The sequence below is a fragment of the Streptomyces sp. x-19 genome, from assembly GCF_046549115.1.
Lineage (GTDB): Bacteria > Actinomycetota > Actinomycetes > Streptomycetales > Streptomycetaceae > Streptomyces > Streptomyces albulus_C.
Map to the genome: position 1 here is coordinate 44,417 of NZ_JAJPWK010000010.1, position 22,168 is coordinate 66,584.

Annotated in this window: 21 protein-coding genes; 13 read left to right on the forward strand and 8 right to left on the reverse strand. The window is 72.7% G+C overall.

Translation table 11 applies throughout. The features are described 5' to 3' along the window. Window positions 1-100 precede the first annotated feature (100 nt). The 3 genes from cmk (at window position 101) to der (ending at window position 3,037) form a co-directional block, all read left to right on the forward strand. Window positions 101-844, forward strand: coding sequence for a (d)CMP kinase (cmk, locus tag ACLJT4_RS23075; RefSeq protein ID WP_411124726.1), 744 nt, complete (start codon window positions 101-103; stop codon window positions 842-844). Further along, window positions 841-1,497: a lysophospholipid acyltransferase family protein gene (locus ACLJT4_RS23080; protein WP_016573450.1), complete on the forward strand. Its 657-nt coding sequence runs from the start codon at window positions 841-843 to the stop codon at window positions 1,495-1,497. The genes cmk and ACLJT4_RS23080 overlap by 4 nt, the downstream gene beginning before the upstream one ends. 70 nt (window positions 1,498-1,567) lie before the next feature. After that, window positions 1,568-3,037, forward strand: coding sequence for a ribosome biogenesis GTPase Der (der, locus tag ACLJT4_RS23085; RefSeq protein ID WP_411124728.1), 1,470 nt, complete (start codon window positions 1,568-1,570; stop codon window positions 3,035-3,037). A gap of 55 nt (window positions 3,038-3,092) precedes the next feature. Here the strand turns inward: der and ACLJT4_RS23090 are convergent, their stop codons facing one another. Both ACLJT4_RS23090 and ACLJT4_RS23095 read right to left on the reverse strand, forming a co-directional pair. Beyond that, entirely contained in the window at window positions 3,093-3,386 is a 294-nt protein-coding gene (locus ACLJT4_RS23090) for a hypothetical protein (protein ID WP_411124730.1), read from the reverse strand. Between the two features lie 170 nt (window positions 3,387-3,556). Beyond that, on the reverse strand, window positions 3,557-4,345 hold the full coding sequence (locus tag ACLJT4_RS23095; protein ID WP_275465297.1) for a hypothetical protein: 789 nt from the start codon (window positions 4,343-4,345) through the stop codon (window positions 3,557-3,559). A 287-nt stretch (window positions 4,346-4,632) separates the two neighbouring features. Here ACLJT4_RS23095 and ACLJT4_RS23100 point away from each other — a divergent pair, with 287 nt between their 5' ends. From ACLJT4_RS23100 to ACLJT4_RS23110, 3 genes are all read left to right on the forward strand, one after another. Continuing rightward, on the forward strand, window positions 4,633-5,214 hold the full coding sequence (locus ACLJT4_RS23100; RefSeq protein WP_411124732.1) for a transglycosylase family protein: 582 nt from the start codon (window positions 4,633-4,635) through the stop codon (window positions 5,212-5,214). 208 nt (window positions 5,215-5,422) lie between these two features. After that, a complete protein-coding gene (locus tag ACLJT4_RS23105) occupies window positions 5,423-6,694 on the forward strand; it encodes a glycosyltransferase (protein ID WP_411124734.1) in 1,272 nt (423 codons plus the stop codon). Between the two features lie 83 nt (window positions 6,695-6,777). After that, window positions 6,778-7,629 (forward strand): hypothetical protein, encoded by an 852-nt coding sequence (locus tag ACLJT4_RS23110; RefSeq protein WP_411124736.1) that lies wholly within the window; start codon window positions 6,778-6,780, stop codon window positions 7,627-7,629. 36 nt (window positions 7,630-7,665) lie between these two features. On the opposite strand, the gene ctaD is transcribed toward ACLJT4_RS23110, so the two are convergent. Then, complete coding sequence (gene ctaD / locus ACLJT4_RS23115) at window positions 7,666-9,345, reverse strand: cytochrome c oxidase subunit I (RefSeq protein WP_016573464.1); 1,680 nt, start codon at window positions 9,343-9,345, stop codon at window positions 7,666-7,668. A 477-nt stretch (window positions 9,346-9,822) separates the two neighbouring features. On the opposite strand from ctaD, the gene ACLJT4_RS23120 reads away from it, so the two are divergent. Continuing rightward, the gene (locus ACLJT4_RS23120; protein ID WP_411124738.1) at window positions 9,823-10,041 is read left to right on the forward strand and encodes an I78 family peptidase inhibitor; all 219 of its coding nucleotides are present in this window, start codon (window positions 9,823-9,825) and stop codon (window positions 10,039-10,041) included. 116 nt (window positions 10,042-10,157) lie between these two features. Here the strand turns inward: ACLJT4_RS23120 and ACLJT4_RS23125 are convergent, their stop codons facing one another. Next, complete coding sequence (locus ACLJT4_RS23125) at window positions 10,158-11,192, reverse strand: phosphatase PAP2 family protein (protein WP_382468940.1); 1,035 nt, start codon at window positions 11,190-11,192, stop codon at window positions 10,158-10,160. A gap of 265 nt (window positions 11,193-11,457) precedes the next feature. Continuing rightward, window positions 11,458-12,651 carry a mannosyltransferase family protein gene (locus ACLJT4_RS23130; RefSeq protein ID WP_411124741.1) on the reverse strand — a complete coding sequence of 398 codons (1,194 nt, stop codon included), beginning with the start codon at window positions 12,649-12,651 and terminating at the stop codon, window positions 11,458-11,460. Window positions 12,652-12,877: 226 nt separating this feature from the next. Between ACLJT4_RS23130 and ACLJT4_RS23135 the strand changes: the two genes are divergently transcribed. Both ACLJT4_RS23135 and ACLJT4_RS23140 read left to right on the forward strand, forming a co-directional pair. Beyond that, window positions 12,878-14,521 (forward strand): MFS transporter, encoded by a 1,644-nt coding sequence (locus ACLJT4_RS23135; protein ID WP_411124743.1) that lies wholly within the window; start codon window positions 12,878-12,880, stop codon window positions 14,519-14,521. A 129-nt stretch (window positions 14,522-14,650) separates the two neighbouring features. Further along, entirely contained in the window at window positions 14,651-15,844 is a 1,194-nt protein-coding gene (locus ACLJT4_RS23140; RefSeq protein WP_016578964.1) for an acyl-CoA dehydrogenase family protein, read from the forward strand. Between the two features lie 9 nt (window positions 15,845-15,853). Here the strand turns inward: ACLJT4_RS23140 and ACLJT4_RS23145 are convergent, their stop codons facing one another. Continuing rightward, window positions 15,854-16,303: a cell division protein SepF gene (locus tag ACLJT4_RS23145; RefSeq protein WP_275465307.1), complete on the reverse strand. Its 450-nt coding sequence runs from the start codon at window positions 16,301-16,303 to the stop codon at window positions 15,854-15,856. A 395-nt stretch (window positions 16,304-16,698) separates the two neighbouring features. Between ACLJT4_RS23145 and ACLJT4_RS23150 the strand changes: the two genes are divergently transcribed. Genes ACLJT4_RS23150 through ACLJT4_RS23165 form a run of 4 tightly spaced genes read left to right on the forward strand, consistent with a single transcriptional unit; the run spans window position 16,699 to window position 20,528 of the window. Beyond that, complete coding sequence (locus tag ACLJT4_RS23150; protein WP_411124746.1) at window positions 16,699-19,182, forward strand: nitrate- and nitrite sensing domain-containing protein; 2,484 nt, start codon at window positions 16,699-16,701, stop codon at window positions 19,180-19,182. Then, a complete protein-coding gene (locus ACLJT4_RS23155; protein WP_016578967.1) occupies window positions 19,179-19,604 on the forward strand; it encodes a roadblock/LC7 domain-containing protein in 426 nt (141 codons plus the stop codon). Before ACLJT4_RS23150 ends, ACLJT4_RS23155 begins: the two co-directional genes overlap by 4 nt. Then, entirely contained in the window at window positions 19,601-19,942 is a 342-nt protein-coding gene (locus ACLJT4_RS23160) for a DUF742 domain-containing protein (protein WP_016578968.1), read from the forward strand. Before ACLJT4_RS23155 ends, ACLJT4_RS23160 begins: the two co-directional genes overlap by 4 nt. Next, window positions 19,926-20,528 carry a GTP-binding protein gene (locus ACLJT4_RS23165; protein WP_016578969.1) on the forward strand — a complete coding sequence of 201 codons (603 nt, stop codon included), beginning with the start codon at window positions 19,926-19,928 and terminating at the stop codon, window positions 20,526-20,528. Before ACLJT4_RS23160 ends, ACLJT4_RS23165 begins: the two co-directional genes overlap by 17 nt. Window positions 20,529-20,628: 100 nt before the next feature. Here ACLJT4_RS23165 and ACLJT4_RS23170 read toward each other — a convergent pair whose 3' ends face one another. Both ACLJT4_RS23170 and ACLJT4_RS23175 read right to left on the reverse strand, forming a co-directional pair. Next, window positions 20,629-21,582 carry an ABC transporter substrate-binding protein gene (locus ACLJT4_RS23170; RefSeq protein ID WP_411124749.1) on the reverse strand — a complete coding sequence of 318 codons (954 nt, stop codon included), beginning with the start codon at window positions 21,580-21,582 and terminating at the stop codon, window positions 20,629-20,631. After that, entirely contained in the window at window positions 21,579-22,085 is a 507-nt protein-coding gene (locus ACLJT4_RS23175; RefSeq protein WP_411124751.1) for a GNAT family N-acetyltransferase, read from the reverse strand. The genes ACLJT4_RS23170 and ACLJT4_RS23175 overlap by 4 nt, the downstream gene beginning before the upstream one ends. Between the last annotated feature and the right edge of the window lie 83 nt (window positions 22,086-22,168).

Consider the following 22,168-nt stretch of genomic DNA (forward strand, 5'->3'; position numbering starts at 1 on the left):
TAACCTTGTCCGAGGCCCTGGGCCTCTTCGTCGAACGCCCGACCGCCGGTCGACGACCGGATCCAGCGTCCTGGACCGCGCCCCGTGTGTATCAAGAAAGGTGTTCGTCACCGTGGAAACCGCCGACCGGACCGCCCCGGCTGCAGTGATTGTCGCCATCGACGGCCCCGCAGGCACGGGCAAGTCCAGCACGTCCAAGGCCGTCGCCGGCAAGCTGGGTCTGGGCTACCTCGACACCGGTGCGCAGTACCGCGCGATCACCTGGTGGATGCTGACCAACGGCATCGACGTCAACGACCCGGTCGCGGTGGCCGACGCCTGCGTCAAGCCCGTGATCGTCTCCGGCACCGACCCGGCTGCGCCCACGATCACCGTCGACGGGCTGGACGCCGCCGGGCCGATCCGCAGCGCGGAGGTCACCGCCGCGGTCAGTGCGGTCAGCGCCGTCCCCGAGTTGCGCGCCGTCATCACCGACCTGCAGCGCACCATCGCCGCCGAGGCGCCGCACGGCATCGTCGTCGAGGGCCGGGACATCGGCATAACCGTCCTGCCGGACGCCGACCTCAAGATCTTCCTCACGGCCTCCCCCGAGGCGCGGGCCGCCCGGCGCAACGGCGAGCTCAGGGGCACCAACGCCCAGCAGGCGACCGACCTGGCCGCCACCCGCGAGGCGCTGATCAAGCGGGACGCGGCGGACTCCTCCCGCAAGACCTCGCCGCTGGCCAAGGCGGACGACGCCGTCGAGGTCGACACCACCGACCTGACGCTGGATCAGGTCATCGAGTGCGTGGTCACCCTCATCGAGGGTGTCAGCGCCGAGAAGGCGGGGCGGGACATCCGGTGACCGACGGCGGCAAGGCGCCGAGCCCCCGCGGGGCCGCGGTCGGCCGGCGGATCGGCATCGGACTGATGTACGGCCTGTGGAAGCCGCGGGTGCTGGGCGCCTGGCGGGTGCCGGCCTCCGGGCCGGTGATCCTCGCCGTCAACCACTCCCACGGCATCGACGGCCCGATGCTGATGGGCACCGCACCCCGACCGGTGCACTTCCTGATCAAGAAGGAAGCCTTCGTCGGTCCGCTGGACCCGTTCCTGCGGGGCATCGGACAGCTGAAGGTGGACCGCCAGAGCACCGACCGCAAGGCGATCACCGACGCGCTCGACGTGCTGACGTCCGGCGGAGTGCTGGGAATCTTCCCGGAGGGCACCCGCGGCGAGGGCGATTTCGCGTCCCTGCGGGCCGGCCTCGCCTACTTCGCGGTGCGCTCCGGCGCCCCGGTCGTCCCGGTGGCGGTGCTCGGCAGCACCGACCGCCTCAGCCGGCTCACCCCGGCCCTGCCGCGGCTGCGCGGCCGCGTCGACGTCGTCTTCGGCGACGCCTTCGACGCGGGCGACGGCAGCGGGCGGCGCACCCGTAAGGCGCTCGACGAGGCGACCGTACGGATCCAGGAGCGGCTGACCGCCCACCTGGCACAGGCCCGGCGCCTTACCGGGCGCTGACCGACACTTGAGCAGTGGGCCCGCCTTCGAGCGGCCCACCGACCACATGGATGAACGAGGAACGGACTTCATGAACGACCAGATCCCCACCGGCGACGAGCACGGTGCGCTTGGCGACGCCGAGTACGCGGAGTTCATGGAGCTCGCCGCGGAAGAGGGCTTCGACCTGGAGGAGGTCGAGGGCGACATCGCCGCGGCCGGCCACGGCCCGCTCCCGGTGCTCGCCGTCATCGGCCGTCCCAACGTCGGCAAGTCGACCCTGGTGAACCGCATCATCGGCCGCCGCGAGGCGGTCGTCGAGGACCGGCCGGGCGTCACCCGCGACCGCGTCACCTACGAGGCCGACTGGAACGGCCGTCGCTTCAAGGTCGTCGACACCGGCGGCTGGGAGCAGGACGTCCTCGGCATCGACGCGTCCGTGGCGATGCAGGCCGAGTTCGCCATCGAGGCCGCCGACGCGGTGGTCTTCGTCGTCGACGCCAAGGTCGGTGCCACCGACACCGACGAGGCCGTGGTCAAGCTGCTGCGCCGGGCCGGCAAGCCCGTCGTCCTGGTCGCCAACAAGGTCGACGGCCAGTCCGGCGAGGCCGACGCGGCGATGCTGTGGTCGCTGGGCCTGGGCGAGCCGCACCCGATCTCCGCGCTGCACGGCCGGGGCACCGGCGACATGCTCGACGCGGCGCTGGAGGCGCTCCCCGAGGCGCCTGCGCAGACCTTCGGCACGGCCGTCGGCGGCCCCCGCCGGATCGCCCTGATCGGCCGGCCGAACGTCGGCAAGTCGTCGCTGCTGAACAAGCTCGCCCGCGAGGAGCGGGTGGTCGTCAACGAACTCGCCGGCACCACCCGCGACCCGGTCGACGAGCTGATCGAACTGGGCGGCAAGACCTGGAAGTTCGTGGACACCGCCGGCATCCGCCGCCGGGTGCACCTCGTGGAGGGCGCCGACTACTACGCCTCGCTGCGCACCGCGGCGGCCGTGGAGAAGGCCGAGGTCGCGGTCGTCCTGATCGACGCGGGCGAGTCCATCAGCGTCCAGGACCAGCGGATCATCACGATGGCCGTGGAGGCCGGTCGGGCCCTGGTCATCGCCTACAACAAGTGGGACAACCTCGACGAGGAGCGCCGCTTCTACCTGGAGCGCGAGATCGAGCGGGACCTGGTGCAGATCCCGTGGGCGATGCGGGTCAACGTCTCCGCACGCACCGGCCGCCACATGGACAAGCTGGTGCCGGCGATCGAGACCGCACTGGCCGGCTGGGAGACCCGGATCCCCACCGGGCGGCTGAACGCCTTCCTCGGCGAGATCGTGTCCTCCCACCCGCACCCCATCCGCGGCGGCAAGCAGCCCCGGATCCTCTTCGGCACCCAGGCCGGCACCAAGCCGCCGCGCTTCGTGCTCTTCGCGTCGGGCTTCCTGGAGGCGGGCTACCGCCGCTTCGTCGAGCGCCGACTGCGCGAGGAGTTCGGCTTCGAGGGGACGCCGATCCACATTTCGGTGCGGGTGCGCGAGAAGCGCGGCACCAAGAACAAGAAGAAGTAACCGCGGTCCGGTCCGCGGGCGGCGCCCCGCTCCGCCCGCGCCGGCCCGGTACGGGTCAGCGGCCGCCGTGGGGCCGGGAGCCGTCCCGCGGGCCCGGCGGCAGCGCCGCCGGGAGCTGCCCCCGCGGCCGGAACGGCTGCCGGCCCACCACCTCCCACTGTCCCGGCGCCGTCGCGCCGTGGCTCCAGTTGCCGCCGCGCAGCGCCTGCGGTACCTCCGGCTCGTCCGTACGGTCCCCGGGCAGCGCCCGGAAGGAGCGGCGGTACTCGGCGTAGAGCGCGTCGTAGATCGGCGTGGCCGAACCGCGGTCGGCGATGCGCGGCGCCCCGTGGTCGCGAGCCGGGCGCATGCCGGGGATGGGGTGGGGGAACTGGGCGCGGGGGGAGGGGTCGTATGCGTGCACGTAGGTGCAACGACCCCGATCCTCACGGGATGCGGCTTTCGGGGCGAAATGGCTGATCGCGGGTGCAATCCCGCCCCGTTGGCCGGTCATGCTCCCGCGATCGGACGACCGGATGCTCAGGTTCCGGCCAGCGGCATCGCCGCGGCGACCAACAGGCCCTTGGCGGCGGCCTGCTCCAGCGCCTGGCGCATCAGGTCCTCCCGCGGCTGATGGCCGATGGTGCCGGACGGCGCGGCGTACATCAGCACGGTCTTCTCCTTGTTGGCCGCGGTGCGCCAGCCGTCCGAGACGGCCAGCGGCTGGTGGGCCTGCCACCAGGCGGACTGGCTGCCGGTGGTGCCCGGTTGGAGCACGGCGTGCAGCTTGCCCATGGCCAGCAGTGCCGACCAGCCGGCGATCGGGGCGGGCCGCTGGTTCATGTCCGACACCGGGGTGAAGCCGTGCTCCAGGAGCAGCGGGAGGAAGTCGTCGTCCAGGCTGGTGGAGCCGGGACGGGCGATCGGGCCGTTGGGCTCGACCACGAGGGCCGGGTGCAACTCCTCGTTGATCAGCACCAGTCCGCAGGTGATGCCGAGGGTGGCCTGGCGGTCGGTGGTGGGGATCGGGGCGCCCGGGGCGGGGGCGGCGTCCTCGCCGGTGATGGAGCGCACGGCCCCGCGGAGCTGCTCCTCGGAGACCGGCACGACCTGCGAGGGGATGCAGGTGGCGTGGGCGAACGCGAGCACCGCGGTCTCCTCGCCGACGAACAGGACGGTGCTGGTGCGCTCCTGCTCGCTGTTGCCGGGCGTCCGGCAGGACGTGCAGTCGTAGCTGCCGGGGGCGTCCTCTCCGGCCAGCAGCCGGTCGGCTTCTTCGTCGCCGATCTCGGCGCGAACGTCGTCGCTGACGTCGAGCATGCGCGGCACGGGTGGCTCCTCGATCTTCATGAACGGCTGCCGGGCGGTCTCCCGGCTCGTACAAAAACAACGGGCGACCCCCGGCAGAGTCACGCGCGGACGCGAACAGAATCGAACCATGACGCGCACGGTGGGGAAGCGGTGCAAACCCGTCGTCCCGGTGGTCACGCAACGCCAATTCCTGCGCAGAACCTGGCGCAGGTGGCCGTGTTTTGTACACCGGACGGGGTGGGGTCGTCCCCTGGAAGGGCGCGGCGCACCGGCGCCCGCCGACCCGCTGCCTACCGTCACCGGCTATGTCGGACAACTCTTCGGCGCCGCGGCGCCGCGTGGAATCCGTCGGGCTGCTGATCGCGGCGGCCGCCGCCCTCGTCCTGTGCCTGCCCGGCGCCGCCGCCGCCGACGGGGAGCCGGGCGGAGACGGCGGCGGGGAGGACGGCGGTCGACCGTCGTACGCCTGCGCCGACGACCAGTGGCCCTGGGGCTGCCTGGCCGAGTGCGAGAGCAGTGGCGACTGGCACATCAACACCGGCAACAGCTACTACGGCGGGCTGCAGTTCTGGCAGCCCACCTGGGAGGCGTTCGGCGGCCTGAAGTACGCCAAGCGGGCCGACCTGGCCACCCGGGACGAGCAGATCGAGGTGGCCAAGCGGGTGCAGGCCGCCCAGGGCTGGGGCGCCTGGCCGGTGTGCGCCCGGCGCTACGGCCTGCTGGAGAGCGGCCGCACCCACGTCGTCCGGCGCGGCGACACCCTCGTCGAGATCGCCCGCCGACACCGGGTGGACGGCGGCTGGCAGGCCCTGTACGACGCGAACCAGGACGTCGTCGGGGGGTACCCGAACCGCTTGCGGGTCGGCATCCGCCTCACGCTGAACTGAGCACGGGCCCGTGACCGGGGGCGGTGCGCCGCCCCCGGAAGAGTTCCCGCCACGCCATACCGATGCCCTAACTTTTTCGGCACGACTTGGCCAATACCCCCAACCCTGAAGGCCGTTTCGCGGTCTTACCTTTCAACAGCCGGACACCGGGCGTCCGGACCACGGGGGGACCAGGACCAGTGCGAGGGACCAGGGGACGCGGGGACGGATGCACATCTCATTCCTGATGCACCACGCCTACGGCGTCGGCGAGACCGTCCGGGCCACCTTCGGCCTGGCGGACGCGCTCGCCGCACGGCACGACGTCGAGATCGTCTCCGTCCTGCGGCACCGCGACGCCCCGGCGCTCGACCTCGGTCCCCGGGTGGCACTGCGGCACCTGGTGGACCTCCGGGAGCACGCCCCCTCCGGCGACCGCAGGGACCCGGCGCACGCCCGTCCCGCCCGGGTCTTCCCGGCCGCCGAACCGCGCTTCGGCCAGTACAGCGAGCTCACCGACCGTCGGATCGCCGACCACCTGCGCCGGACCGAGGCCGACGTGGTCGTCGGCACCCGGCCCGGCCTGACCGTGCACGTCGCCCGGCAGACCCGCCGCGGCCCGCTCCGGGTCGGCCAGGAGCCGCACTGCCTGGCCGTGCGCGGCCGGGAGCTGCGGCTGGCGCTGCGCGGCGCCTACCCGCGGCTGGACGCGCTGGTCACCGCCACCGAGGCGGACGCCCGCGCCCATCTGCGCCGGCTGCGCCTGCCCGGCGTCCGGGTCGCGGCGGTGCCGCGCGCGGTGCCGGCACCGCGACTGGCGCCCGCCGACGGCACCGGCCGGTGGGTGGTCGCCGCCGGCCGGCTGACCCGGGCCAAGCGCTACGACGTGCTGGTCCGGGCCTTCGCGGGGGTGGTCGCGGCGCGTCCCGACTGGCGGCTGCGGATCTACGGCGGCGGGCCGGAGAAGCCCGCGCTGCGCGCCCTGATCGACGAACTCGGCCTGTACAACCACGTCTTCCTGATGGGCCCGGCCGGCCCGCTGGAATCCGAGTGGGCCAAGGGCTCCCTCGCCGTCGACCCGGCCGGTCGGGAACCCGCCGGCGCGGCCCTCGCCGAGGCGATGCGCTGCGGTCTGCCCGTCGTCGCCACCGACTGCCCCTACGGGCCGGGCGAACTCGTCGAGGACGGCGTCACCGGCCGGCTGGTCCCCGCCGGGCAGCCCATGGCGCTGGCCGCCGCGCTGCTGGAGCTGATCGACGACGACGCCGCCCGGGCCCGGTTGGGCGCCGCGGCGCTCGCCGGATCCGCCCGCTTCGACCCGGTGGCGGTGGCCGGCCGGCACGCCGCGCTCTTCGAGGAGTTGGTCGCCCGGCGGCGCGGCAACGGACTGCGCGGTTCCCTGCACCATGCGCGAGGAGCCCTGATCGGCGGTGCGTACGCCGTCAAGTACGCCACGAGGCACACCGCCCGTGCCGCGGTGAGAGGGGTGCGGACGGTATGAACGCATCGACGCAGTCGCCCGTGACCGGGCCCGGAGCGGCCGAGCGCCCGCGGCGGACCGCCGCGGCGGGAGGAGGGGCGCCGGTGCCCGTGGACCTGAAGGCCGACTGCATCGCGGACTCCGCCGGCGGCCTCACCTTCGACCTGAACGTCCCGCAGGGCACCGGCACCACCTGGAGCGCCGCCCTGGTGCTGCGGTTGCGGGCCGGCGCCGACGACACCGGTGCCGCCGAGGGCACCGACGCCGACGAGGTGCGGCTGCCGCTCGGGCCCAACGGTCCGGGCCGGCTGCGTGCGGTGCTGCCCAGCACCGTCGCACTGGCCGAGGGCCGTTGGCACGCCTTCGCCGACCTCGGTGACGGGGTGGACCCGCGCCGGTTGCTGCCTGGCGTGAACGACCTGCGGTCGCTGGTGGACCGCCGGCCGCTGGCGGGCATCGGCCGGCTCGGGGTGCGCATCCCCTACGCCACCAAACTGGGCAACCTCGCGCTGCGCAGCTGGTTGCGCGGGCCGCATGCCGAGGCCGGCGACATCCTCGTCGCCCCCGAGGGCCTCACCGTCACCGGGCGCCTGTACGGGGCGAGCCCGACGGCCGGCGCCCATGCGGAGGCCCGCGCCCGCCGGGCCGGTCTGGACCCGGTCGCCGTTCCGCTGACCGTGGACGGGCCGGACTTCCGCTTCACCCTCCCCTTCGAGGAGTTGGCCGCCCGGTGGCGGCACGGCAGCGAGCCCTGGGACCTGTGGCTGTGCCCCGCCGTCGAGGTGCCGCCCGTCAGGATCGCCCGGCTGCTGGACGACGTCCCGGAGAAGAAGCAGGTGTTCAGCTATCCGGCGCTGTCGGTGCCGGCGGCGGACCGCGAGTTGCGGATCGGCCCGTACTACACGCTCGACAACGACCTGGCCGTACGGGTCAGCGGCCCGGCCGGCGAGGAGTAGGCCGGGACCGCGGAGCGCGGTCCGCCGCCGGCCGGTTCAGGCCCGGGGCCTGCCGGCCTGGGGGAGGGCGGCGGGCCAGTCGGTCATCTCCGGGTGGTGCAGGTCGAAGGCCGGGGATTCCGAGCGGATCCGGGGCAGCGTGGCGAAGTTGTGGCGCGGCGGCGGGCAGGCGGTGGCCCATTCCAGGGAGCGGCCGAAGCCCCAGGGGTCGTCCACGGTGACGCGGGTGCCGTAGTGCCGGGTGTGCCAGACGTTGTAGAGGAACGGCAGGGTGGAGGCGCCGAGGAGGAATGCGCCGACGCTGGAGAGGGTGTTCAGGCCGGTGAAGCCGTCGGCGGCCAGATAGTCCGCGTAGCGGCGCGGCATGCCGGCCACGCCCAGCCAGTGCTGGACGAGGAAGGTGGTGTGGAAGCCCACGAAGAGCAGCCAGAAGTGGAGCTTTCCCAGCCGCTCGTCGAGCATCTTGCCGGTGAACTTCGGCCACCAGAAGTAGAAGCCCGCGAACGTCGCGAAGGTGACCGTGCCGAAGACCACGTAGTGGAAGTGGCCGACGACGAAATAGCTGTCGGTGACGTGGAAGTCCAGCGGCGGGGAGGCCAGGATGACGCCGGTGAGCCCGCCGAACAGGAAGCTCACCAGGAAGCCCACCGACCACAGCATCGGGGTCTCGAACGACACCGAGCCGTGCCACATCGTGCCGATCCAGTTGAAGAACTTCACCCCCGTCGGCACCGCGATCATGAACGACAGCAGGGAGAAGAACGGCAGCAGCACCGCCCCGGTCGCGAACATGTGGTGGGCCCAGACCATCGCCGACAGTGCGGTGATGGCCATCGTCGCGCCGATCAGCGTCACGTAACCGAAGATCGGCTTGCGGGAGAAGACCGGGATGATCTCGGTGATGATCCCGAAGAACGGCAGCGCGATGATGTAGACCTCGGGATGGCCGAAGAACCAGAACAGGTGCTGCCACAGCAGCGCCCCGCCGAAGCGGGCGTCGAAGACCACCGCGCCGAACTTCCGGTCCGCCTCCAGCACCAGGAGGGCCGCGGCCAGCACCGGGAACGCCATCAGCACCAGCACCGAGGTGAACAGGACGTTCCAGGTGAACACCGACATCCGGAACATCGTCAGGCCCGGTGCCCGCATGGTGATGATGGTGGCGATGAAGTTGACCGCGCCGAGGATGGTGCCGAAACCGGAGAACGCCAGCCCCATGATCCACAGGTCGGCGCCGATGCCGGGCATCCGGACGATCGAGTTCAGCGGGGCGTACGCGGTCCACCCGTAGGAGGGGGCGCCCTCGGGGGTGAGGAGGCTGCTCAGCACCATCAGGCCGCCGAAGAGGTAGAACCAGTAGGCGAGCATGTTCAGCCGCGGGAAGGCGACGTCGGGGGCGCCGATCTGGAGCGGCATGATCTCGTTGGCGAAGCCGGCGAAGGCCGGGGTGGCGAAGAGCAGCAGCATGATCGTGCCGTGCAGCGTCACGGCCTGGTTGAACTGTTCGGCGCTGATCAGTTGGAGTCCGGGACGGGCCAACTCGGCGCGCATCAACAGCGCCATCAATCCGGCCACGAGGAAGAAGCCGAACGACGTGATCAGGTAGAGGTGCCCGATCTTCTTGTGGTCGGTGGTCGAGAGCCAGTCGGCCAGTACCGCCCCGCGGCGTCGTGCCCGGCGCGGCCCGGCGCCCTCCCGGGAGATCTGACTGACCATCGGTTTCCACCTCGCTGGCCGGGGGTGTATCGGTGCCCGGTCATGATGCGCGGGGCCCGGTCGCCAAGCGAGGGGGCGCTCCGGTCCGTTCCGGTGGGATCCGCGCCGCCGCCCGGCCGTCCCGGGGCGATGTGCGGGAAATGTGTGTGGAATGTGTCTCGTTGGGCAATTCCAGGACGGCCGGAAAAGGGCGTTAGGTAGGGGGAATCCGGGGCGGTCGGGCGATTAATCCCGGCGGGCTGTCCGGCCTTGCCCGAAGTGGCGGCACACGCTTCCGCTTCTGATCAAGGGGGAATTCCGGCCGCTTTGTTTTCCACCCGGTTGCGGGGGTGTGCGGCGCCTATGGGGGAGGGGCCGGCGGCAATCGCCGGGGCGTTCGCCGTGACAGAAGTGTGACCAATGGGGGACCGGCGGGTCACCGTGGTGTGCGGGGGGCGGGCCTTCCGTGGGTCGCCGCGGGCGCCTACGGTGGCTGCCATGGCACCGAACCTTCCTGGAGAGACACCGGAAACCCCAGACGACCCCGAGGTCTACGTGGGCCTCACCCAGGAGGCCGCGGAGGAGCGGGCCCGCCACCAGGGCTGGAGCACCGTCCGGGCGGTCCCACCGGGCGCGATGCTCACCATGGAGTACCTCGTCGGCCGGATCAACTTCGAGGTCGAGGACGGCGCGGTGGTGCGCAGCTGGCGCGGCTGACGCCGGCCCCGCCGGCCCGCCCGGTCCGCCGACGACGAAGGCCCCGACCGCTCCTGCCGGGAGCGGTCGGGGCCTTCGTCGTGCCGGGCGGGGTGCGTACGGGCCCGGCGGGGTCGTCAGCCGGTGCCGTTGCGGGGGCGGCCGCCGGTCGGGCCGAACGGTGCGGCGCCGCGCGGGACGCGGTCCGCGTGCGGCGGCCGGCGGCTGCCCGTCGGGGTGACCGGGGTGCGCTCGGTGCGCGAGGTGTGCGGGCGCGGCGGGTGGTGCGGCCAGCCCTCCGGGGCGTGGGCGGTGCGACCGGTGGTGGCGCCGACCGCCTCGCGCACCAGGACCTCCCCGTCCGGGGAGATCCGCTGGCGGGACACCTCGGAGGCCAGTGCGCCGGCCGGCAGCGGGCCGCGCAGCGAGTTGGGTCGCAGGCGCAGCCACAGCCGCAGCAGGATGCCCATGAGCCGGTCCTCGACCCAGGTGATGCCGGGCTCCAGCCACGGCATCGCGAGCAGCACCAGCAGCCCGGCGGCCCAGCCCAGCAGGACGTCGCTGACCCAGTGGGTGCCGAGGTAGACGGTGGTCATCCCGACGCCCAGCGCGCCCAGTGCGGCGATCACCGACAGGGTGCGGCGGCGCAGCGGGGTGGTCGCCAGGTAGGCCAGCACGCCCCAGGTGACGACCGCGTTGGCGGTGTGGCCGGAGGGGAATATGTCGCCGCCGAGCCACATCTCGTTGGAGCCGACCACCGTCGCGTAGTGCGGGCCGAGGCGGCCCATCCCGAGCTTGGCGGCGCCGACCGTGATGTTCAGCAGCAGCAGTGAGGCGCCGAGCACCAGCAGCGGGTGGAGGTTGCGCTGCCGCCAGCAGCGCCAGCCCAGCCAGGCGGCCACCGCCAACGCGGTCGGCCCGCGCTGCCCCAGGACGACGAAGTAGTCGAGGAAGGCGTGGACCTCCGGCCACTGCTTGTACGGCCGGAAGAGCATGAGCTGCCAGTCGATGGCGACCAGGGAGGTGTTGGCGAGCACCCCCGCGACGATCGCCGCGTACACCGCCAGCGTGCCCCAGAACAGCCACAGGCGGGTCCGGGTCATGCGCGGCGGTCTGACGCGATCGGTCGGGAGGCGCTCCTCCATCTGGTCGAGCTTGTCATCGGTACGCACTCAAACGACGTTACCGCGTGTGATGTATGCACTTGGTCAAACCGTGCGCTTTGTAATGACGATGTGATGTGGAATGGGTCTCAATCCGGGCCGGGTTCCCGGGATTTCGAAGAGAATTTCCGGGGTACTGGATTCTGTTCCAGTCGTCCGCGTGTCGCCCGCATAGGTGTTTATCTGTTTTTCGACGGCGGAGTTTATCCGTCATTCGCATGGGTGTCGCGGCGTGTTTTCCCCGGACCGGTGATTACGGAACGAGATCTTCCGGTCACGGCGGGCCCGAGCCGTTGAGCCAGAACGCCCCGTAGACCGCCGAGCCGACCGCCACCGCGCCGATGACCAGCCACGACCGCGCCGGGCGCCATCGGGCCAGCCCCGCCGCGAGCGGCAGCAGCAACGGGAAGGCCGGCATCATCAGGCGCGGCTTCGACCCGAAATAGCCCTTGGCGGTGAGCGCGATCAGCAGCACGGTGCCGCCGTAGACCGCCAGCGGCAGCGGCTGGCCCTTGCGCACCCCGTGCACGTACAGCCAGATCACCAGCGCGACGCCGACCAGCAGGCCGAGGCCGGCGGCGAACGCGGGCCCGGTCAGCTGGTGCCAGATGAAGGTGCCGAACGCGATGCCGCCGTCGAAGCCGTTGTGCCAACCGGCCTGGACGTCCAGGTAACCGGTGAGTGACCCCTGGCGGGCGCTGACCCACAGCACGTAGCCGCACCAGCCGAGCGGGGCCAGCAGGACGCCGAGCAGCATCCGCCGGTGCCGGCCGTGGAGGAAGGCGCGCGGTCGGACCCCGCCGGCCCGTTCGTTCGCCACCGTCACCGCCGCGGTGATCCACACCGCCGCGACCACCGCGGCGCCCACCGGGCGGGTCAGCCCGGCCAGCGACGCCAGGACGCCGGCCCAGACCCAGCGGCCGCTGAGCACGCAGTAGACGCCCCACGCCGCGAGGGCGGTGAACAGCGACTCCGAGTAGGCCATCGACTGGACGATCCCGACCGGCAGTGCGGCCCACAGTGCGGCGAGCGCCACCCCGGCCCGTGGCCCGTGCAGGCGCTCGCCGGTGGCGTACAGCGCCACCGCCGCGGCCAGTGACGCCAGCCAGGCCACCGCCATGCCGGCGTCCGCGGCGGAGAGCGGGGTGAGCGCGGACAGGCCGCGTTCCAGCCAGGGCAGCAGCGGGAAGAAGGCGAGGTTGGAGTGGACGTCGCCGTTGGCCAGGTGGACGGTGTAGCCGTAGCCCTGCTCGGCGACCCGGGTGTACCAGAGGGAGTCCCAGCGGGCGGTGAGCAGCGTGTGCCAGTCCTTGCCGTTGGCGGTTGACCAGGCCGCGAGGACGACCAGCCCCAACGACCGGATCGCCGCGTACGCGGCGAGGCCGGGGACGGCACGGCGCAGCGCGGCGCGGACGGCGGGCGGACACAGGGCCCGGCCGGGTGCGGCGGTGGAGGCAAGATCGTTCACCCGGTCGATTATCCAGGTGGCCGAGGCCCGCCGGTCCGTGCCCGCCGCGGGAACGCCGGGGCTGCGACGAGCGTCTCACCGTGAGGTGGACCACGCAGGCCACGGTGGGACTCGCGTAGTCTGACGTCTCCACTCGCCCGTGCCGCCGGTTCCGCCGGCGCGTCGTCGCGTCCTTGACCGCGCGGCCGCGAGCGCAGCACGGCGAGCGCATGACAGGAGGTTCTGTATGTCAGGGACGACCGCGTCCGGCAGGGGGCGGACGGGTGGTGTTCCCGGGCACACAGGCGGCGGCGTGAACCGCTGGACGGTGCTGACCGTGCTCTGCGTCAGCCTGCTCTTCGTCGCGCTGGACACCACCATCCTCTACGTGGCGGTGCCCTCCATCACCGAGGACCTGCGGCCCGGCCCGGTCGAGCTGCTGTGGATCGTCGACATCTACCCGCTGATCGCGGCCTCGTTGCTGATCCTCTTCGGCACGCTCGGCGACCGCGTGGGCCGCCGCCGCGTCCTGTTGCTCGGTTACGGGCTCTTCGCGTTGGCCTCGGCCGCCGCCGCGCTCGCGCCCAATCCGCAGATCCTGATGGCGGCCCGGGCCCTGCTCGGCATCGGCGGCGCCATGATCATGCCGGCCACGCTGTCCATCCTGCGCCAGGTCTTCCCCGACCGGCGGGAGCGGGCGGTCGCCATCGGGGTGTGGAGCGCGGTGGCCGCGGTCGGTGCCGCGGTCGGCCCGGTGCTCGGCGGCTTCCTGGTCGAGAACTTTTGGTGGGGTTCGGTCTTCCTCATCAACATCCCGATGATGGCGGCGATGTTCCTGATAGGGCGCTGGCTGCTGCCCGAGTCGCGGGGTGAGCGCAACGGCCCCTGGGACCTGCTGGGCGCGGTGATCGCGGCGCTGGGCGTGCTGGGCATCGTCTTCGGGGTCAAGCGGCTGGGCAGCGGCGCCCCGGTGGTCGGGGTGACCACGCTGCTGCCGATCGTCGTCGGCGTCGTGCTGCTGATCGTCTTCGTCCGTCGGCAGGGCGGCCGCACGCAACCGCTGATCGACATGCGGCTGTTCGCCCGGCCGGCGTTCGGCACCTCCGTCGGCTGCATCGTGCTCGCCATGCTCGCCCTCGTCGGGCTCCAGCTGATCGCCGTCCAGTACCTCCAGTTGGTGCTGCACCTGAGCCCGCTGGAGACCGGGCTGCGGATGCTGCCGCTGGTGTTCTCCGCGATGGCCGCCGGACTCACCGGCTCCAAGCTGTTGCAGGCCCTCGGCCCGCGGGTGATGGTCTCCGGCGGCTTCACCCTCACCGCGCTCGCGGTGGTCTCGCTGACCGCGTTGGGCAGCCAGGACCGCTTCTGGCAGCTGTCCCTCGGCTTCGTGCTGCTCGGCTACGGCTTCCAGTCGACGCTGTTCGGCGCGTACGAGTCGATGCTCAGCGAGGCCCCGGCCGCGCAGTCCGGCGGCGCGGCGGCGCTCGGCGAGACCGCCTACCAACTGGGCGCCGGCATCGGGGTGGCGCTGCTCGGCAGCGTGATGAACGCCGCCTACGCGCCGGGCCTGAACCACGTCGAGGGGGTCTCGGAACGGGCCTCCCGTTCGGCCTCGCACTCGCTGGGCGAGGCGTACAAGGTCGCCACCGGCCTCGGGGAGCACGCCAGGGAGGCGTTGCGGGTGACCGCCCGGGACTCCTTCATCCACGGGCTGCGGGTCACCCTCGTCGCCAGCGCGGTGCTGCTGCTGGTCGGCGCCGGGATCGCGCTGCGGCTGCCGCGCCGGGCCGCGGAGTCCACGGAGCGCGCGGATGCGGACGCCGCGGCAGAGGAGGGCGCCGCGGGCGCCGGGTGCGAGGGGACGCCGGCCCCGGCGAACTCCGGGCGTTGACCCGGGGGCGGGACGGTGGGCGTCGTCGGGCGGGTGACCCTTGCCGGCGCGCCGCCGGGGACCGTACCGTCGGACGCGCGTAACTACCACTGCTAGTTTTTCGCGCGAGAAGCCGCCGGAGGACCCGCCATGACCGCAACGCCGTCCCCGCTCCCGCCCTTCGACCCCAGCGATCCGCTGGGCCTGGACGACCTGCTCACCGACGAGGACCGGGCGGTCCGCGCCACGGTCCGGCGGTGGGCCGCCGACCGGGTCCTGCCGGACGTCGCCGACTGGTACGAGCGCGGCGAACTCCCCGGCATCCGCGAACTCGCCCGCGAGCTCGGCGCGATCGGCGCCCTGGGCATGTCCCTGACCGGCTACGGCTGCGCCGGCGCCTCGCACGTCCAGTACGGACTCGCCTGCCTGGAACTGGAGGCCGCCGACTCCGGCATCCGCTCGCTGGTCTCCGTCCAGGGCTCGCTCGCCATGTACGCGATCTGGCGGTTCGGGTCCGAGGAGCAGAAGCGGCAGTGGCTGCCGCGGATGGCCGCCGGCGAGGTCATCGGCTGCTTCGGCCTGACCGAGCCGGACCACGGCTCCGACCCGGCGGGCATGCGCACGCACGCCAGGCGCGACGGGTCCGACTGGGTGCTCACCGGGCGCAAGATGTGGATCACCAACGGGTCGGTGGCCGGCGTCGCGGTGGTCTGGGCCCGCACCGACGACGGCATCCGCGGCTTCGTGGTCCCCACCGACCTGCCCGGTTTCGCCGCCCCCGAGATCAAGCACAAGTGGTCGCTGCGGGCCTCGGTCACCAGTGAACTGGTCCTGGACGAGGTGCGGCTGCCCGCCGACGCGGTGCTGCCGGACGCCCGGGGGCTGGGCGCGCCGCTGCGCTGCCTGGGCGAGGCCCGCTACGGGATCGTCTGGGGCGCGATGGGGGCGGCGCGCACCTGCTTCGAGGCGGCGCTCGACTACGCGCGGACCCGGGAGCAGTTCGGCCGGCCGATCGGCGGCTTCCAGCTCACCCAGGCCAAGCTGGCCGACATGGCGCTGGAGCTGAACAAGGGGGTGCTGCTCGCGCACCACCTGGGGCGGCGGCGCGACGCCGGCACGCTGCGGCCGGAGCAGATCAGCTTCGGCAAGCTCAACAACGTCCGCGAGGCGATCGACATCTGCCGCACCGCGCGGACCGTCCTCGGTGCCAACGGCATCTCGCTGGAGTACCCCGTCATGCGGCACGCCACCAATCTGGAGTCGGTGCTGACCTACGAGGGCACCGCGGAGATGCACCAACTGGTGCTGGGCAAGGCGCTCACCGGGCTGGACGCCTTCCGGTGAGCACCCCGCTCAACTCTGGTTGAAGAAGCCGCCGTTGCGGGTGCCGCGGGTCTCGCCGGTGACGACCCGGTAGTCGGCCGGCGTGAGCAGGAACACCCGGGTGGCGACCCGTTCGATGGAACCGCGCAGGCCGAAGGTGAGGCCGGCGGCGAAGTCCACCACCCGCTTGGCGTCGGCGGACTCCATGGCCGTCAGGTTGACGATCACCGGGACGCCGTCCCGGAACAGTTCGCCGATGCCGCGGGCGTCCCGGAACGAGGCCGGGGTGACCGTGGCGATGCGGGTGCCCTGGTGCTGGGCGGCCTCGTCGGCCACCCGGACCCGGGGGTCGGTCACCCAGGGGCTGCCGCCCGAGTCGGCGGACTCGGGCCCCTCGGCGTAGTCGTCGTCGTAGTAGCGCTCGTCATCGTTGTCGTCGACGAGGCCAAGCCAGGCACTCGCCTTGCGCACCGATCCCATTGACGCCTCCTCTCACCCGCGGCGTGCGTGTTCCGTTCGCCCTATCGTCGTCCATGAGGGCGAGGGAGTGCCAAGCGGATAGCCGCCGCACGGGGGGTTCGTGACATATCTGGTGCAAAGAGGGTGGTGCGCCGTCAGCTTCCGTGCCCCCGTCGTGAACTGACAGTACGAAAGGCATCACGGAAGGTACCCGAATTGGTGATGTCGACAAGTTGACCGCGGCGGCGGGATTCGACTGCGGGGTAGGTTCGGGCCTGGGACCAGGGCATATGTCCGGGGTCTTGGCAACACTGTGCAATGCAGCCCGATGATCGGGTGACTGGCCCATCGGAGTGTCGTTGACACCGGAACAGAAAAACCTCTGTTCCTCTACAGACACTCCGAAAGTTCAGCACGTGACTACACCGATCACGGAGCAGCGCATCCCGCGCCTCCGCAGGGCGTTCACGGCGACGGTCGTGGCGCCCCGCACCATCCGCGCCAAGCTGATCCGCATCCTCGCGGTGGCCCTGGCGATACTCCTGGCGCTCCTGGGCCTCTCCGCCGCCCGTCAGCTCGGCGACTACGAGAACGCCAGCACCACCGCCGCCGACGCGCACCTCTCCGACGCGCTGCAGGGCTTCGTCCACGAGCACCAGAAGGAGCGTGGCCTGACCACCGGTTACGTGGGAGGGATCACCGAGTTCCACGACCGGATGCTGGCCCAGCGCAAACTCACCGACCGGGCGCTGGCCCAGGTGCAGGAGGAGCTGGCGGGCCGTCAGGACCGCGCCGCCGACGCCGTGCGCCGGGACCTGGGCCGGGTCGACGCCCTCCAGGGCATCCGGACCGCCGCGGACCGCGGCACCGGGCAGGTCGAGCGCACCTACGACTACTTCACCAACACCAACACCGCCCTGAACCGGATCGGGACCGGGCTGGTCGAGGTCCGGGACGCCCAGCTGCGCGCCGACTACCAGGCGCTGCAAGTCGTCAGCGGCGCGAAGGAGTTCACCGGGCAGGAGCGGGCCATCGTGCTCGGCTCGCTGCACGCCGGGCGGTTCCTCGGCAACGACTACACCCGCTTCATGACCACCCGGTCCGGGCGGCTGGCCGCGCTGGACGAGTTCCCCCAGTGGGCCACGCCCCGCCAGGAGCGCCTGGTGACCCGGGCGCTGGCGACGCCGGCCGCCAAGGAGCTGTTCGGCTACGAGAAGCAGATCGTGGCCGGGCGGGGCACGCTGCCCGGGGCGGGCACGGTGCCGCCGGGCGCCTGGTACAACTCCGCCACCGCCACCATCAACGGGCTGCGCACCGTCCAGGTCGCCCTCGGCTCCGACATCAAGGACCGCGCGACCGAGCTGGAGGACGAAGCCGCCCGCACCCTGGCGCTGTTCGCGGCGCTCGCCGTCGGCTCGGTGCTCGCCCTGGGCGCGCTCGCGGTGGGGGCCGCCCGCTCGGTCGCCGGGCCGCTGGGCTCGCTGACCCGGCAGGCCAAGGAGGTCGCCGACGAGCGGCTGCCGGCCGCGGTCGCCCGGGTCCAGAACGAGTCCGGCAAGCCGGAGCCGCTGCAACCGCTGACCGTGCCGCGCGGCGCGGGCGCCGAGGTCCAGCAGCTGGCCGACGCCTTCGACCAGGTGCAGAAGGCCGCCTACGACCTCGCCACCGAACAGGCCGTGCTGCGCCGCAACGGCACCGAATCGCTGGTCAACCTCGGGCGCCGCAACCAGAACCTGGTCCGCCGGCAGATCAGCTTCATCAACAAGTTGGAGCACGAGGACGCCGACCCGACGACGCTGGCCAACCTCTTCGAGCTGGACCACCTCGCGACCCGGATGCGGCGCAACGCCGAGAGCCTGCTGGTGCTGGCCGGCGAGGCCAGCCCGCGGACCTGGGCGACCCCGCTGTCCGTCACCGACGTGATCCGGGCGTCCCTCTCCGAGGTCGAGGACTACCGCCGGGTGAAGCTGCGCCGGGTCGACGCCGCCTTCCTCAGCGGCACGGTCGTCTCGGAGATCTCCCACCTGCTGGCCGAGCTGATCGAGAACGCGTTGAGCTTCTCGCCGCCGGACACCGACGTGGAGGTCGAGGGCCGCCGCACCAGCGCCGGCTACCTCGTCGCGATCGTCGACCACGGCACCGGCATGGACGCGCAGGCGATGGCCGAGGCCAACGTCCGGCTCTCCGGGGCCGCCAGCTTCATGGCCGAACCGACCCGGTTCCTCGGGCACTTCGTGGTCGGTGCGCTGGCCCGCAAGTGCGGGATCGAGGTCCGCCTCGGGGAGGCGCCGGCCGCCGGCACCGTCGCCCGGGTGCTCATCCCGGCCGCCCACCTCGCGGAGTCGGCCGCCACGCCGGCGGTGCCCGTCGCACCCGAGAAGCCGGCGCGGGACACGGTGAAGAAGAAGGGGAACGCGGTGCCGGACGAGCACGCCACGGCGGCGGACGGCGGTGCGGACGCCGGCCGCGCGGACGCGGCACGACCCGCGGCGGGCGGCGAACGGTCCGAACCGCTGCCCCGGCCCCGTGCGGAACGGGCGGAGCGGGAGGCCGCGACCGCCGCCCCCGGCGGGCCGCGCGGTTCCTCGGCCGCCCGCACCCGCAACGGACTGGTCAAGCGCGCCAAGCGCAGCGCCATCCAGTCGGCGGTCGACGAGGCGGCGGCGCCGCGGTGGCAGCAGGAGGCCGCACCGACGCCGGACCGCTCGCCCGACGAGGTCTCCGGGATGCTCGCCACTCTCCGCAGCGCCCACATGCGCGGCGGGATCAGCGTGGAGAAGGAACGCGAGCGGGCCAAGGAGCACGAGCGGGGGACCGCGGGCCGGGACGTGCCGGGCCGCGGGCAGGACGAGCAGGCGCAGCGGGCGGAGCCGGCCGCGCCGAAGGGGGACCAGAAGTGAGCGTCGACCTGCACAACGATTCGCAGACCTTCAACTGGCTGCTGGCCAGCTTCGTCCGCAAGACGGACGGGGTGCGGGACGCGGTGGCGGTCTCCTCGGACGGTCTGCTGATCGCGGTCTCGGACGGGTTGAACCGGACCGACGCGGACCATCTGGCGGCGGTCGTCTCCGGGCTGTCGAGCCTGGCCCGCAGTGCCTCGCGGCGCTACGAGTTCGACGGCGTCAAGCTCATCATGATCGAGATGGGCCGTGGCTTCCTGCTGGTCTCGGCGATCCGGGACGGCAGCTGTCTGGGCGTGCTCGCCGACTCGACCGGCGAACTGGGCCTGGTCGGCTACGAGATGGCCGTCCTGGCCGAGCGGGCCGGGGACCTGCTGAACCCGACGCTGATCGCGGACCTGCGGCAGGTACTGCCCCGATGAGCGAGGAAGCCGAGGAGGACGAACTGTTCGTCCGGCCGTTCATCATGACCGGCGGACGGGCCGAGCCGATGCACGCCGGGCTGCGGCTGGAGACGCTGGTCGTGGCGGTGCCCGAACCGCCGCTGGCGACGCTGGAGTTCGAACGCCGACGGATCGTCACGCTGTGCGCGCAGCCGACGACGGTGGCCGAGGTGGCCGCCGGGATCGGGGTGCCGCTGGGCGTCGCCAAGGTGCTCATCGCCGACCTCGTCGTCGGCGGACTGCTGGTCTGTCAACAACCCAAGGAGCTGCCGCTCCATGTCCTGGAGAGGATCAGGGACCATGTCAGGGCGCTCTGAGAAGGTCGCACCGCTCGCCGTGAAGATCGTCATCAGCGGCGGGCTGGGCGTCGGCAAGACGACGTTCATCGGCGCGATCTCCGAGATCGAGCCGCTGGACACCGAGGCGGCGATCACGCAGGTCTCGGTCGGGGTGGACTCGCTCGTCGGTGTGGAGAACAAGACCACCACCACGGTGGCGCTTGACTTCGGCCGGATCACCCTCGACCCGTCGATCGTGCTGTACCTCTTCGGTACGCCGGGACAGGACCGGTTCTCGTTCCTCTGGGACGACCTGGTGGAGGGGGCGCTGGGGGCGATCGTGCTGGTGGACACCCGGCGCATCGAGGACTCCTTCCCGGCGCTGGACTTCTTCGAGGAGCGCGGGACGCCGTTCGTGCTGGCGGTGAACCACTTCGACGGCGCCCAGCACTTCGCGCTGGCGGAGGTCCGGGAGGCGCTGGGCATCGACGACGCGGTGCCGGCGATCGCCTGCGACGCCCGGCACCGGTCGTCGGTGCGCGACGTGCTGGCGGCGCTGATGGACCAGGTCGTGCTCCGGCACGCGGCCGGCGGCGCGCCCCGGGTGGGGGCGCTGGCGCGCTGAACCGGGCGGGTCCCGCGGGGCGGGCGGACCGGGCCCCCGGCCGACGGCCGGGGCCGGGACGCCCGCCCCGCGTGCGCGCCGGCCGCGGCGCGGCGCACGGTCAGCGGATCTCCGGCGGGCTGATCCGGGAGGCCGTGAGGGCCGAGGGGCCGGTGCCCCACTTCCCGAGGATCCGGTCGTAGGTCCCGTCCTTCCGCAGACGGTTGACCGCGGCCTGGAAGGCGGGGGCCAACGGGGTCCCCTTCTTGAAGGCGAAGCCGACGTCCAGGCGCTTGAACTCGTTGAGGAAGCGCAGGTCCGGCTGTTGCTTCACGGCGTACCGCAGCCCGTTGATGGTGCTCATCACCACGTCGCTGCGGCCCTGTTGGAGCGAGATCCACAGGGCGCCCTGGTCGGCGTAGGTCTTGACGTCGTAGGGCCGCTTCCCGGCCTCCCCGCACCGGTGGGCGTTCTCCTCCAGCGTGGCTTCGAAGGTGGTGCCGGCGCCGGTGGCGACGGTCAGGCCGCACAGCTGGGTCAGTGCGGTGATCTTCTTCAGCGGGCTGTCCCGGCGGGCCGCGAAGCCCTGGCCGTCGTTGACGTAGGTGACGAAGTCGAGTGTCTTGCGGCGTTCGTCGGTGACGCCGAAGTTGCCGGTGCCCACGTCGTACTTGCCGCTGCCCAGCGCCGGCAGGATCGCCTCGAAGCTGGCCACCTCGCGGGTCAGTTTGAGGCCGAGGACCTTGCCGACCGCGTCCGCGAAGTCGATGTCCTGGCCGGCGAGGGTCCTGCCGTCGGGCAGGTAGGTGGCGCCGGGCGGCGTGCCGACGCTGCTGGCCAGGGCGAGGGTGCCGCGGGCGCGGACGTCGGCGGGCAGCAGCGCGGCCGCGGCCGGGTCCTTGCGCACGGCGGAGACCACGTCGGTGGTGGGGATCTGGGCGCGGCCGGCGGCCGGGCCGGCGTCCTGGGTGCCGGCGGCCGTGCCGTCCGCGCCGCAGCCGGTGACCGCCAGGACCGCGGTGGCCAGGAGCGCGGCGGTGCGCAGCGCGGTGCGGGTGGTGCGGGTGGTGGTCATGGGCGCGGGATCTCCAGGTGCTTCTCGAACGGCAGCGGGCCGATCGACTCCGGGTCGGCGGTCAGGTCGAACAGGGGGCGGTAACCCGCCGCCAGGTAGAGGTGTTTGGCCTCCGGCTGGCGGGGGCCCGTGGTGAGGTACAGCCGGGTGTAGCCGCGGCCGGCGGCGTGCTGTTCCAGGGCGGCCAGGACGCGGCGGGCCAGTCCGCGGCGGCGGTGCGCGTGGTGCGTCCAGATGCGTTTGAGTTCGGCGGTGTCGGGGGCGTAGCGGCGGTAGGCGCCGCCGGCGACCGGTGCGCCGTCCTGAAGGAGCAGCAGGAACGCGCCCCGGGGCGGGGTGAATTCGGTGGCCGGGTACTCCTGGTCCAGGTCGACGGGACGGCCGTAACGGGTGGTGTACTCGTGGGTCAGCTCGTCCAGCAGGGGGCGGGCGAGCGGGTCGGTGACGGTGGTCTGACGGATCGTCAGTGTGGCCGCACGGGGCGGCCGTGGCGCGGCGGACATCGGCGCCTCCGTGGCCGGCGGCGGCGCTCGACGGCGTGCGAGCGTGCCGGATGGACAGGACGGGGCGGAGCAGGGAGGGCAAA

Bases quoted from the DNA above. Each gene is read 5' to 3' on its own strand.
- ACLJT4_RS23100 (WP_411124732.1), top strand. From the start codon at position 4,633: ATGTCGGACAACTCTTCGGCGCCGCGGCGCCGCGTGGAATCCGTCGGG.
- ctaD (WP_016573464.1), bottom strand. From the start codon at position 9,345: ATGGTCAGTCAGATCTCCCGGGAGGGCGCCGGGCCGCGCCGGGCACGA.
- ACLJT4_RS23140 (WP_016578964.1), top strand. From the start codon at position 14,651: ATGACCGCAACGCCGTCCCCGCTCCCGCCCTTCGACCCCAGCGATCCG.
- ACLJT4_RS23135 (WP_411124743.1), top strand. From the start codon at position 12,878: ATGTCAGGGACGACCGCGTCCGGCAGGGGGCGGACGGGTGGTGTTCCC.
- ACLJT4_RS23105 (WP_411124734.1), top strand. From the start codon at position 5,423: ATGCACATCTCATTCCTGATGCACCACGCCTACGGCGTCGGCGAGACC.
- der (WP_411124728.1), top strand. From the start codon at position 1,568: ATGAACGACCAGATCCCCACCGGCGACGAGCACGGTGCGCTTGGCGAC.
- ACLJT4_RS23170 (WP_411124749.1), bottom strand. From the start codon at position 21,582: ATGACCACCACCCGCACCACCCGCACCGCGCTGCGCACCGCCGCGCTC.
- ACLJT4_RS23160 (WP_016578968.1), top strand. From the start codon at position 19,601: ATGAGCGAGGAAGCCGAGGAGGACGAACTGTTCGTCCGGCCGTTCATC.
- ACLJT4_RS23145 (WP_275465307.1), bottom strand. From the start codon at position 16,303: ATGGGATCGGTGCGCAAGGCGAGTGCCTGGCTTGGCCTCGTCGACGAC.
- ACLJT4_RS23175 (WP_411124751.1), bottom strand. From the start codon at position 22,085: ATGTCCGCCGCGCCACGGCCGCCCCGTGCGGCCACACTGACGATCCGT.
- ACLJT4_RS23120 (WP_411124738.1), top strand. From the start codon at position 9,823: ATGGCACCGAACCTTCCTGGAGAGACACCGGAAACCCCAGACGACCCC.
- ACLJT4_RS23165 (WP_016578969.1), top strand. From the start codon at position 19,926: ATGTCAGGGCGCTCTGAGAAGGTCGCACCGCTCGCCGTGAAGATCGTC.
- ACLJT4_RS23090 (WP_411124730.1), bottom strand. From the start codon at position 3,386: ATGCGCCCGGCTCGCGACCACGGGGCGCCGCGCATCGCCGACCGCGGT.